The organism is Providencia sp. PROV208 (assembly GCF_028479465.1).
GTDB lineage: Bacteria > Pseudomonadota > Gammaproteobacteria > Enterobacterales > Enterobacteriaceae > Providencia > Providencia alcalifaciens.
The window spans coordinates 219,173-232,973 of the sequence record NZ_JAMPNS010000011.1 but is presented as its reverse complement, the minus strand read 5'-3'; the positions used below and the strand labels follow the sequence as shown (position 1 = coordinate 232,973).

At 39.8% G+C, this 13,801-nt stretch carries 6 protein-coding genes; all 6 read left to right on the top strand.

Annotation, left to right across the window (positions count from 1 at the left end; genetic code table 11):
- Positions 1-10 precede the first annotated feature (10 nt).
- Entirely contained in the window at positions 11-2,242 is a 2,232-nt protein-coding gene (gene relA / locus PR766_RS10140) for a GTP diphosphokinase (protein ID WP_006659309.1), read from the top strand.
- Between the two features lie 323 nt (positions 2,243-2,565).
- Positions 2,566-3,360: a nucleoside triphosphate pyrophosphohydrolase gene (gene mazG, locus PR766_RS10135; RefSeq protein WP_006661065.1), complete on the top strand. Its 795-nt coding sequence runs from the start codon at positions 2,566-2,568 to the stop codon at positions 3,358-3,360.
- Positions 3,361-3,693: 333 nt separating this feature from the next.
- Positions 3,694-5,331 (top strand): glutamine hydrolyzing CTP synthase, encoded by a 1,638-nt coding sequence (pyrG, locus tag PR766_RS10130; protein ID WP_006659307.1) that lies wholly within the window; start codon positions 3,694-3,696, stop codon positions 5,329-5,331.
- Positions 5,332-5,395: 64 nt separating this feature from the next.
- Complete coding sequence (gene eno / locus PR766_RS10125; protein ID WP_006659306.1) at positions 5,396-6,697, top strand: phosphopyruvate hydratase; 1,302 nt, start codon at positions 5,396-5,398, stop codon at positions 6,695-6,697.
- 207 nt (positions 6,698-6,904) lie between these two features.
- Positions 6,905-7,957 (top strand): T3SS effector HopA1 family protein, encoded by a 1,053-nt coding sequence (locus PR766_RS10120; RefSeq protein WP_230086788.1) that lies wholly within the window; start codon positions 6,905-6,907, stop codon positions 7,955-7,957.
- A 132-nt stretch (positions 7,958-8,089) separates the two neighbouring features.
- Positions 8,090-13,753, top strand: a complete 5,664-nt coding sequence (locus PR766_RS10115; RefSeq protein ID WP_230086789.1) for a TcdA/TcdB pore-forming domain-containing protein — start codon at positions 8,090-8,092, stop codon at positions 13,751-13,753.
- Positions 13,754-13,801 lie beyond the last annotated feature (48 nt).

The following is a 13,801-nucleotide window of genomic DNA, read 5'->3' as shown; positions in this document are numbered from 1 at the left end:
GGGAGAATATATGGTTGCAGTAAGAAGTGCACATCTAACCCCAGCAGGTGAATTTGACCCCGAAAAATGGGTTAATGATTTGGGTTTGAATAATAAACAATCAGAAGAAAAACTCATCCATACCTGGCAGTATTGTCACGATAAATTATCGGGACAAGATATCGCGCCTTTGCTACTGTGGCGCGGCATAGAAATGACCGAAATTTTATCCACGCTCAGCATGGATATTGGTAGCTTACAAGCCGCATTATTGTTCCCTCTGGTTGAAGAGGGAAAATTGGATGAACAATCCGTTATCGATGATTTTGGGCAATCTATCCATGCGCTGGTAAAAGGCGTGATTGAGATGGATGCTATCCGTGAACTTAAAGCCACTCAATCGAATGAAACCAGCTCTGTGCAGGTGGATAATATCCGCCGTATGCTATTGTCGATGGTGGAAGATTTTCGCTGTGTCGTTATTAAACTTGCGGAACGTATTGCGCATTTGCGTGAAGTAAAAGATGCCAGTGAAGATGAACGCGTCTTAGCGGCAAAAGAGTGTTCTAACATCTATGCACCTTTAGCAAATCGCTTAGGAATTGGGCAATTAAAATGGGAATTAGAAGATTTCTGTTTCCGTTATTTGCATCCAGATGAATACAAAAAAATAGCCAAATTGCTGCATGAGCGCCGTATTGACCGAGAAGAATATATTGATAACTTTGTCAGTACACTGCGCAAATATATGTTGAAAGAGCAAATCCAAGCCGAAGTGTATGGGCGACCAAAACACATTTACAGTATTTGGCGCAAAATGCAGAAAAAGTCCTTAGCATTTGGCGAGTTATACGATGTGCGTGCGGTGCGTATTGTGGTGGAGCGACTGCAAGATTGCTATGCAGCGTTAGGGATTGTTCACACCCATTTCCGTCATCTGCCCGATGAATTTGATGATTATGTGGCGAACCCGAAACCGAATGGTTATCAATCGATTCACACCGTAGTTTTAGGTCCTAACGGTAAAACCTTAGAAATCCAAATTCGCACCCGTCAAATGCATGAAGATGCTGAACTCGGCGTTGCTGCGCACTGGAAATACAAAGAAGGCGCAAGTGGTGTAGGCAAAGGCAGCAGCTACGAAAACCGAATTGCATGGTTGCGTAAACTTATCTCATGGCAAGAAGAGATGGCAGATTCTGGCGAAATGCTGGATGAAGTGCGTAGCCAAGTGTTTGATGACCGTGTGTATGTGTTTACGCCAAAAGGCGATGTAGTTGATTTACCTACAGGTTCGACACCACTCGATTTTGCTTATCATATTCACAGTGATGTCGGACACCGCTGTATTGGGGCGAAAATTGGTGGGCGCATCGTGCCATTTAGCTACCAATTACAGATGGGTGACCAAATTGAAATTATCACCCAAAAACACCCAAACCCGAGCCGTGACTGGCTTAATCCTAACCTCGGTTACGTGACGACCAGCCGCGGACGGGCGAAAATTCAAAACTGGTTCCGTAAACAAGACCGCGATAAAAACATTCTGGCGGGACGCCAAATTCTCGACAGCGAATTATCCCATCTGGATATCAGTTTACGAGATGCGGAGAAGCAGTTAATCGCGCGTTATAACGTACATTCACTGGATGAAGTGTTAGCCGGAATTGGCGGCGGCGATATTCGTATTAATCAGTTAGTTAACTTCCTGCAAGCCAAGTTTAATAAAGCGACGGCAGAGGAAGAAGATCGCGCGGCGATGAAGTCGCTAGAGAATAAATCAGGCGTTCCGAGAGCACCATCTCACGGGAGTGGTCGTGTGGTGGTCGAAGGGGTTGGTAACCTCATGCATCATATTGCCCGTTGTTGCCAGCCAATTCCCGGTGATGAAATTGTCGGATTTATTACCAAAGGTAGAGGGATCTCTATTCACAGCGCCGATTGTGAACAGCTTGCAGAGTTACAAAGCCATGCACCAGAGCGTGTCATCGATGCGGTTTGGGGAGAAAACTACTCCAGCGGTTACTCATTAGTCGTCAGAGTGATAGCGAATGACCGTAGTGGATTATTAAGGGATATCACCACAATCCTCGCAAACGAAAAAGTGAACGTATTAGGGGTAAGTAGCCGTAGCGATGTGAAACAGCAATTAGCGACCATCGATATGACTATCGAACTGTACAATATCGAGGTACTGGGTCGGGTGCTTTCGAAATTGAATCAGTTGCCGGATGTTATCGAGGCGAAACGTCACTCCTCCTGATTTTCTTCATATTTCGAGCTGTAGGGGTGTTGGCTACATTCACTAACCCTAGTCACATACTTATGTATGCTCCTAGGGATTAGTTCAATTGCCGCCTACCTACAACTCGAACTATTTTGAAAATGCATTTTCTTCATATTTTGGCGTGCAGCGTTGTTGGCTGTGCTCACTTACCGCCTAGCTGCTTATCCAAACTATTTTGAAAATACTTTTTGACGGCTGCTATAACAAAAGCTTGAAAGATTTAGCGTATTCAATTTAATTTGGTTAAGGTATAACCCTCATTAAATCACCATGTAATTATTTTTTGATAAGGGTTAAATATGCAGCAGGGCAATAAACAAATTGAACGGTTACTCTCTATTATGGCGCGTTTGCGTGACCCGCAAAATGGCTGTCCGTGGGATACGCAGCAAACGTTTAAGACCATTGCCCCTTATACCCTAGAAGAAACCTATGAAGTTCTAGACGCCATTGAACGAGAAGATTTTACCGACTTAAAAGGCGAGTTGGGGGATCTCCTCTTTCAAGTTGTGTTCTACGCACAAATGGCGCAAGAGCAAAATCTATTTGATTTTGATGATATTTGCCAAGCCGTTAGCGACAAACTTGAACGTCGCCACCCACATATTTTTGACGAAAATAACGCTCTCAGTAGCCAAGAAGCGATTGCAGGTTGGGAACAACGTAAAGCCAAAGAACGTGCTGAGAAAGACCAATATTCTGTTTTAGATGATATTCCTAACGCGCTTCCCGCATTAATGAAAGCCTATAAAATTCAAAAACGTTGCGCTTCAGTGGGCTTTGATTGGGATACCCTTGGACCTGTCGCTGACAAAGTGACGGAAGAGCTCGCCGAGGTGATGGAGGAAGCGACTCAGGTTGTCGTGGATGAACAGCATCTTGAAGAAGAAATTGGCGATTTGCTGTTTGCCACGGTGAATTTATCTCGTCATTTAGGGCATAAGCCTGAGCTCGCGTTGCAAAAAGCCTGCAATAAGTTTGAACGCCGTTTTCGTGAAATCGAAAGAAGATTAGCAAAAACTGGTAAATCAACAGAAACTGCTACACTTGAAGAGATGGAAGCCTTATGGGTTTCTATCAAATTAGATGAGTAGGGTTCGCCTTTGATGATAATCACGGATTGAAATAGTTATTCAAAATCAAACAATCTGCGAAATGATGTTTTTTCAGTGATAGATTGAGCTGAAAGGATTTAGCTTTTAGGTAAAAATGTGTTAACCTTGCAAAACAGTTGAATAGCACTCTAGAAAGTGACTATTTATCAAACGATAAATATTTTTATTTTTAACTTGCTGATTTATTTAAGGTATTAATGAAAACTAGCCTTATTGCGCTTAGAACATTTGTAGGAGATTTAAGGTTCGGGTATACTGTTTTCCCGTCCTGTTATATCCATCATCTTTTAAACCTAAACGTTCAGGTTCAGCATGAAAACTAATTATATTTTTGTGACCGGCGGGGTCGTATCCTCTCTGGGTAAAGGCATTGCCGCAGCCTCCTTGGCGGCTATACTCGAAGCCCGTGGACTCAATGTAACCATTATGAAATTGGATCCCTACATTAACGTAGATCCAGGTACAATGAGCCCAACCCAACACGGGGAAGTTTTCGTTACAGAAGACGGCGCTGAAACTGACTTGGATTTAGGTCATTATGAGCGTTTTATTCGTACCAAAATGACACGTCGCAACAACTTTACGACTGGACGTGTTTATTCTGAAGTCCTGCGCAAAGAGCGTCGTGGCGACTACTTAGGCGCGACCATCCAAGTTATTCCTCATATCACTAATGAAATCAAAGATCGCATCATCCGTGGTGGTGAAGGTCATGATGTTGTATTAGTCGAAATCGGCGGTACTGTCGGTGATATCGAGTCTCTGCCATTCCTTGAAGCAATTCGTCAAATGGCTGCTGAAGTGGGTCGTGAACACACGCTGTATATGCACTTAACATTAGTGCCATACTTAGCGGCTGCGGGCGAAGTGAAAACGAAACCAACACAGCATTCAGTGAAAGAATTACTGTCGATTGGTATTCAACCAGATGTACTGATCTGCCGTTCCGATCGCGTGATTCCTGCGAATGAGCGTGCGAAGATTGCCCTATTCTGTAATGTTCCAGAAAAAGCGGTTATCTCTCTGAAAGACGCAGATTCAATCTATAAAATCCCTGGCATGCTGAAGGCGCAAGGTTTAGATGAATACATCTGTAACCGTTTCCGTCTTGAATGCAAAGAAGCTGATTTATCTGAGTGGGAACAAGTTATTTACGAAGAAGCCAATCCAGCAGGTGAAGTCACTATTGGTATGGTGGGTAAATATGTTGAATTACCAGATGCATATAAGTCAGTTATCGAAGCACTGAAACATGCAGGTTTGAAAAATCGTTTAACGGTCAATATTAAGTTAATTGACTCTCAAGATATTGAAACCCGTGGGGTTGAGCTGCTCAAAGGTCTGGATGCGATTTTAGTACCAGGCGGGTTCGGTTCTCGTGGTATTGAAGGCAAAATTCTGACGGCACAATATGCGCGTGAGAATAAAATCCCTTATTTAGGTATTTGTCTGGGAATGCAAGTGGCGCTGATTGAGTTCGCACGTAATGTTGCGAATATGAAAGACGCGAACTCCACTGAATTTGATGCAGATTGCAAATTCCCAGTTGTTGCGCTGATTACTGAATGGCGTGACGAAGATGGCAACGTTGAAGTGCGTTCTGAAGAGAGCGACCTTGGCGGTACAATGCGTGTTGGTGGTCAGCAATGTCATTTAACCGATGGAAGCTTAGTGCGCGGTATGTACGGCGCAGAAACGATTGTTGAGCGTCACCGTCACCGTTACGAAGTGAACAATCTGCTGTTGAAACGTATCGAAGATGCGGGTCTGAACATTGCAGGTCGTTCTGTGGATAATAAACTGGTTGAAATCATTGAAAATCCAAACCACCCATGGTTTGTGGCTTGCCAGTTCCACCCAGAATTCACTTCGACCCCAAGAGATGGTCATCCATTGTTTGCAGGTTTTGTTAAAGCCGCTGGTAAGTACCAGAAAGGTGAGTTGAAATAAGATACGGGGAAGTCGGCAATTTTCGCCAACTTCCCGAAATTTAACTTGTACTGAGGAAAACCTAATGTCCAAAATTGTTAAAGTGATCGGTCGTGAAATCATTGATTCTCGTGGTAACCCAACTGTTGAAGCTGAAGTACATTTAGAAGGTGGTTTTGTTGGTTTAGCCGCAGCTCCATCAGGTGCATCTACAGGTTCTCGTGAAGCTCTGGAATTGCGTGATGGTGATAAATCACGTTTTCTGGGTAAAGGTGTTCTGAAAGCTGTTGCCGCTGTTAACGGTCCAATCGCTCAAGCAGTTATCGGTAAAGATGCTAAAGATCAAGCTAATATCGATAAAATCATGATTGACTTAGATGGTACTGAAAACAAATCTAAATTCGGTGCAAACGCAATTCTGGCAGTATCTTTAGCAAACGCGAAAGCGGCTGCTGCGGCAAAAGGTATGCCTCTGTATGAGCATATTTCTGATCTGAATGGTACTCACGGTCAATACTCTATGCCTCTGCCAATGATGAACATCATCAATGGTGGTGAGCACGCAGATAACAACGTTGATATCCAAGAATTCATGATTCAACCAGTTGGCGCGCCGACTCTGAAAGAAGCGGTACGTATGGGTTCTGAAATTTTCCATCACTTAGCAAAAGTACTGAAATCTAAAGGTATGAACACGGCTGTTGGTGATGAAGGTGGTTATGCACCTAACTTAGAATCTAACGCTGCTGCACTGGCTGCTATCAAAGAAGCGGTTGAGCAAGCGGGCTACGTTCTGGGTAAAGATGTGACTCTGGCGATGGACTGTGCAGCTTCCGAGTTCTACAACAAAGAAACTGGCAACTATGAGCTGAAAGGCGAAGGTAAAACCTTCACTTCACAAGAGTTTACTCATTACTTAGAAGAGCTGACCAAACAATACCCAATCGTTTCTATCGAAGATGGTTTAAACGAATCTGACTGGGATGGTTTCGCATACCAAACTAAAGTTCTTGGCGACAAAATCCAATTAGTTGGTGACGATTTATTTGTAACTAACACTAAGATCTTAAAAGAAGGTATCGAGAAAGGCATCGCTAACTCAATCCTGATCAAATTCAACCAAATCGGTTCTCTGACTGAAACGTTAGCTGCGATTAAAATGGCGAAAGATGCTGGCTATACAGCGGTTATCTCTCACCGTTCAGGCGAAACTGAAGATGCAACGATTGCTGATTTAGCAGTGGGTACTGCAGCCGGTCAAATTAAAACAGGTTCTATGAGCCGTTCTGACCGTGTTGCTAAATACAACCAACTGATCCGTATTGAAGAAGCTCTGGGTAACAGCGCGCCATTCAACGGTCTGAAAGAAGTTAAAGGTCAAGCGTAATTGATATTCGCTTAGATTAAATTGAAAAAAGGGACGAGAAATCGTCCCTTTTTTTATTTAAAATAAATACCTTCCAAAGTATTTAAATCCTATAAATAATGCGGAATAACTCCACCAAGCCCTTCTTATTTTTTATGCTACTAATATAACGCCAGTCTAAATTGATTATTTAGATAATTAACATGAAAATTAAATAAGGATATTATTATGGGCAAGGATAGTCATGAGTCATTATTTACCGCGGCAAAACAAGTGTATACGCATATAAAAAAAGATGCGGATTTGATGAATAAAGTTAGTGATATTAAATCTGGGTATAAACGTCATGGTGAATGGAATGAATCGCTAACGAATCAAAAAGTGGCATTAGAAGAAAAAATTACCGATATTATATATATGAATTACAGCCGTACTACTCCTGTTGGTATTGAAGGTCTGAATATTATTGAGCAGAAAAAATTTTTAGCGGATTTTAAAAAATATCGTTCAGAAAATAAAAATATTGAAGTTAAAGTTCAAGGGAAAAATGATAATAAATTTTCATCCCTCACGGATGATGAATTATTAGATGGTTCTGCATATCGAATTTTACCGAAGAATTATCGTGAGCGGTATAATAGCCGATCAATGTTAATGTCTCGATTAACAGTCAATGTGAAAAAAGAATATTTCGCAGATTTAGCTAAAGCATTAATGCAACTCTACGAAAATGATCCGAATAAAAAAGTGATGCAAGCGAAGATCATGGGACCTAAAAAATTAGGGCGAATAACGGATCAAGCTGTGATTTATTTCTCTGAAGCAAGTTTACAAAGTGCTACAGAAATTAGCCAGCAGCTAAAAACGCTATTGCCTGCTGATGCGATGATTGAGCATGTTCCTATGGGAATGTACCGCGTTGATAAAGGTTTTTCTTATTCTGAAACCCTTGAAGGACAATCGAGTAGTCATGGTGAGTCAAGAGCAGAAATGATCGCTAAAGGGATTGTATCTTCATTGATTTCAGATAAACCCTTGGAGCTGAGCCTGACTAAGGTATTAAGGGTTCATGGTTACGATGCAGAACAGCCAGCTTTACTTTCTCAATCAGTCAAAGAAACCTATTTTGATATTTCAATTACAGGCAGTGGCACAAATTCAGGCAATCATTTTAGCCCTGATATTGAAAAGTTTAAGCAAGACCCAATTGAGTTCGCCCGTAACTACAATATTAATACCAAAGTACTTAATTCTATTTTGCAAATACCAGCGGAAGGTTAAATTTTATTTAATAAAAATTTTGGTAAAGGTTATCAAGTTGAATATGTGGATTCAACTGATGAACAACATCAGCGTTACATAATAGATTGCTATCTTTTAGACTCAAAGGCGAGAAATAAAGAAAGTAAATATGTGGAATATATCGATATTCCTAAGGATCATCCCGAAAAAGATTTTCTATTTACAGGACTATTGCGTGGTGAATCGATTGTGGTGACTGTATTAGACAGCGAACACTATCGGATTTATCGAGATAATCGCGCTGACGCCTCATTACTTTATGACGATGTAGTGATGGCTGTTGATGCAAGGAATTATATTCTCTCCGAGAAAAACATTAGCAAAGCTAATGCATTCATGCATTTTAATGGCGATGAATGGAAATTAATTGTTCAGCCACAACGTAATCGGATATCTCTAAGTGCAGAGGACAACATCGTTAAAGTCCAAAAAGCGGGAGATTACAATCTATCAGATAGAACACAGCGTTTTGAAAATGCTAGGGATAGCGTTCATCGTGAATTAAAAATGCTGGCAAAAAAGGTTAATGTGAAAATTGGTGATATCCCGAGTGAAACTGTATTTCTAGCAGAATCCCAGTATTCAGAAACACAGCCTTCAGAGTTACTGGAAAGTCATTCATCATTAAAAACATGGCTAGATATTGGTAGTCAATTACAACAAAAATTAGATATTCAAATTCAGGCGCTTAAAAAAAATCGGCAGATATTAGAGGAAAGCTTAATTGGCGTTACGGACATAACGCGCAAAAAGAAAATAGAAAATGCCATTGAAATGAATAAAACCATTATTTCAATGCAAAATAGACAATATGGCGAGCTTTTTTACCATTTACGTGAAGTGGAATACAGTTGGTTATGGCAACGTATTAAAGCGAATCAAGGCATGAGTGCAGTAGTTAAGATTAAAGAGTTTGATCCGAATATGGGAATAAATTCACCTTATGCTTATCATTTAACAATTAATGAACGGTATGAGAATTTAATTTACCTGCACAAATTAACGCGAAATATACGGTTTAAAAATGAATTTAGTGAGGGAATTAAACAGTATAAAGAAATTAGCATACTGGATGTGAATGACACAGTGCCTTCACAGTTATTGAAAAAAATGTATGTCACAAACGAGTATACGGCGAGAGAACGAGGTGCTTTGTATCGTGTCATTCAAGAAACCACGTATGAAGAGTATATTAGTCATGTATTAACTCAAACCGGAAAAATTAGTGAATTCTTCTCTGAAGCTGGTAGTAAAACGAATCGATTAATTCCTCAAGACTTCTACTTATCATTAGTGAGAAGTGAATCTGGCGGGCGCTGCTACCCATTGGTAAGAGGTATGTCCGTGGGATTAGCGCGAGAAGGACACCTAGGTGCGGATAAACTCATTGATAAGCTATATATTGCAGCAGCAGCGCCTGATAGCCGTGATTCCCTATTATTGCAAGATTCTCTGAAAAGACTACATTCTAATGTTGAAGCGGTAGAGGCTTCATTTTCCCATGGGATTATGGATCTGAAAAAGATCCAAACTCTATTGGGGTTAAAGTCTGAAACCATGATGTTTGCCATCAATAGTAAAAGCCATTCAATGTTAGTAGGTAAAACTGTAAGTGGAGAGCAAAGTACTTATTATTTTTATGATCCTAATTTTGGTCTTTTCTCATTTAAAAATAGTAAGCGATTATTTTCATCTTTAAATAAATTTTTTACGGAAAAGAAAATGGCTGATTACTATTCAGCCTATGAAGTTGAGAATAAACCTGCATTTGAATTGGTCTTTATTAATACGGATGAAATGGCAAAGGTGCCTATTGGCAACTATCTATCAGTTAATGATTTAAGTATTGATGAAAAATTATCTGATTTAAGCGAAAGAGGAAAAAAAGTTGAACAATTGCTTTTTAAACAAAAAGAAATTATTGAAGATACAAGATTGAAAGCTTCATTGACGATATTGGATGCTCAGCAATGGGGGGAGAGAGTCAATGATGCCACATTAAAACTCTCAGCAGAAAAACATTTTAATGGAAAATGGATTCCACTATTTTCAAGTGCAGAGCAAGCATCAGATAACCTGTATCGAATTAAATTTATTCATATTGAAAATCCCGATCTTACTCGCTGGGTTGAGACTACGGACAAAACATTTATTGAGTTTCACCAATACTCGATCGAGCAAATGGAGTTATTCAACAGATATTATCGTTTTGAAGAAAATAAAATAAAAGCGCAACTTAATGAGGCTGATGCTGCCTCAGTTGATGGTTTGAATGTGGGTATAGCTATTCAATCGATTATTCAGTGGGTAGAAAATAAAAATCGTAATGAGGCATCCGAGAAAAAAAACTCCCCGAATTTGTTGTTAGCGCTAAAAATTCATACTTATATGAATTATTCAATGATGGCGTATGGAATCGCCAATGATATGGCGAAAATCAATCAAATTATTAAAATCGGTTTAAAAACTGGACGTGAAATCACCGCTACGGAGATGAACAGTTTCTTTTCATCAATGGCAAAAACAGCGAATGAAGGGTTGGCGGTAATTTTTAGTGGCGCACTCGTGGGGTTTGATATTTATGAGTTATCAAATGCGGAAAGTGACTCTGAACGCATTATATTTGGTACTCAACTCGCTTTTGACTCTATGAGTTTCGCCGCAGTCTCAGGTGGAATAGGGTTAGGCGCCGCAGGGTATGCGGGGGCGGCAACCGCATTAGGTGGTGCCAGTGTTCTTGTAGCGGGGCTTGGAATAGGATTTATTGGTTTAGCTCGCAATTTTGCCATCATTGGAGAGGATGCAAAAGCAGTTGGACGCTATTTTTACGCGCTCGATGAGGCTTATAAAGGAAATGGATTTAATTATATTCCAGACCAAAAGATACTGATTCCAAAATTTGGTGCGATATTTAGCACTCTTGATCTTAAACATAATCAAATTCAATTTGATAGCCAGTATATATATCGCACGAGTGAGCGTTCATCGGGTGGTGGCCGCCGTAATTATATTTTTTGGGCAGGAAACAACCCTACAATGGTTAAAAATCGAGCCCAAGCTATTAATATTCGCCAAGGTATTGGTTATCCATTAGCGATACATAAATTGGATTTTTTTGATACTGATACACTTATGTTGCCTGTTATTCCTAAGTCTTATATTAAATACAGTTATAATTTATGGCCTGGTTGTACATTGCGCCACGATAGTGGTTTTGATGTCATTCGGCGATTAGAACAGGAGGATAATTTTGATTATGATTTCTATATCTTCCCCAGCGAAAATACGATTACACAGATTTTCCATGAATATGTTGATACGCCGATTGAGATTATTTTGGATGAAAAAAATCGCGCATTGATTGTTCCCCAATTAGCGAGGGAGTGGCATGGAAAAATTGAATATAAAATAAAAGGCAATGGTGGAACGTATAAGCTCAGCTTAAACAGCGGTATTCGTATCAAATTAACGGACGATACAAAAAATAATCAAAATTCGAAGTGGATTATAGATGCTAGCCAACTGGAAAACAGCACAGTCAAAATACAAAATAATCAATTCACTGTCGGTGATATTCAAATAGACGTTGATGTTGACAGTGTGCAAGGTCAAATCATCGTCGTGAATAAACATAAAGAAGTGCAGAGAATTGATTTGTCATCGGCTCAGTCAACGATTCTAAGCGAAGATGAAAAATTATGGCAAGGCGATGCAAAAGATCTAGCACAACATTTAAATCATTATACAGAGCAGCATAAAAAACATGGGCAGTTCATTGTTATCGCTAATCACCAGTACAACGGCAAGGATGTGGGACGAGCATTCTATGATGTAAGCAATCAGCGATATATTTTTATCGATACTCTGGATGCTAATAAGCAATACGCTATTTTAAGTTCAGTGGTAGGCGATGTTGCGTATTTCTACTTGCCAACACAAAAGCAAATATGGGCGGTGGACATTGCGACTGGCACTATCAGTTCTGAATATCAATTTGAAAATCCAAATAATCGACCATTTGAAATCTTACAATTGTGGAAAGGTTATGGGCATATTTATTTTTCATGTAGATATACTGATACCAATGAGGTCGTTAATTTTCAAATCGAACAAAATATAATTAAATTAATTAGCTTAGACGCAGATTCAACGTTATTAGAGCGCTTAGCTCAAACACCTACCCAGTTTTCAGCAATATCGCCTCAAGCGTTCCTACGAAACTATATGTTAAGTAGCACTTACAAAACAAATGGTGAACAACCTGTACAGATTGAAGCAGATTTAGGGTCAGTGGTGGCTATTTCAGGTGTAGATAGCAATCAAGCTCTGCATCGTTATTGGTTAAGAGTGGCTGACAGCCTACTCATTAAGCCCAATTTATCCCCCTCTCTTGGTTATGGAGAAACCCCGACCAATATCCGGTTACATCAGAGCCATTGGGCTATCCCACCTGATTTAGCATTAATGGGAAGCCTATTTGATGAAAAAGGAACAGAAATTTTTTATTTTTACAGTCATAAAAATAAAGAACTGTACCGTCAAGAAGGTCCTGGGCAGGACATTTTAAATGTCACGAAGCCAACTGCATGGTTTTTAAATACCCCGTATGGCATGCAAAATGCTGCCTTTTGGCAAGGTAATTTATTTATATCTAATATTGATGGTGTTATTTGTCAAATTGATGATAAAGGAAATTACCATCCATCTGCATTAACTGAGAATTGGTTCAAAGAACGTGCAAATTGGTGGAGAGAATTAGGAGATTACTATTGCTGCAAAACAATAACCTTGGTTGGACTTAATAAAGGAAGCGCCGAAAAAACAATTCCAGCCTGGTCTTTGAATGGGAAAGTGATTATTGCTCATGAATTATCATTAGAAAATAATATCCAGCTTTTAGGATTAGATGCGGATAATTCGGGGGCATTAATTTTTGATCCGACAACTCAAAAACTGTATCGCCAACAGTTTGCGACGGAGAATCAATTATCTTCCGCATTTGGACAAGGACGAGAGCTTCTTGATGAGTCAGCATTACCAAACGTTGTCGATGTTTACCCGGATTTGCAATTTTCGAATGTGAAAATGGTTGGTGATGGAGTACTGATGTTTGCTAAAAGTGGCGAAATTTTATTTGTCGATCTTTTACAGAATAAAGACAACACGACAAGTAGTCACCTCGGTTCTTCATTGATTATTCGTGGGAGTGATCAAAATGATAAGTTATCTCCCGTTGTTATTCAGTCTGTGAAAAATATTGTGTTGAGTGCAGGGAATGGGCAGGATACTTATACTATTTCGAAAGCAGTGTGGGGGCATTATCACTCCATTATTATCGATAATAATGCGCTTGATTCACTGATGGATATGCTAATTCTACCCGTTTCAGAGAATGATGAGTTGGTCGTGAGCCAACATAATGACGATCTATTTATCACCGATATGAAGCAAAATACCACGCTAGTCTTTAGGAAAGTTTTTGGTGATCAAAAACAAGCTCATCAGCATTTACAGTTACGTTTTGTCGATCAAACGCAAGACGTATCATTGGAACAATTTATTCAGAATCACTCATTGAATTTGGCGATTGATCTAGCTGAAACTCACATAGAACTTAACAATTATCAGCATATTGAACACGATGTTCACTCATCATTGCTGTCTGAGCACGTAGCGGGATTTGCGAAAAAAGATGGATTGGTCATGCCGGGAATGGACTCTCCATTTTTACCTAATGTGAATACCCATAATGTCTTGCTAAGTCATCTTTCTTAAGGGTAAATCAAGAAAAATGTAAGCTAGCTGCAATTACACAGTGAGCTG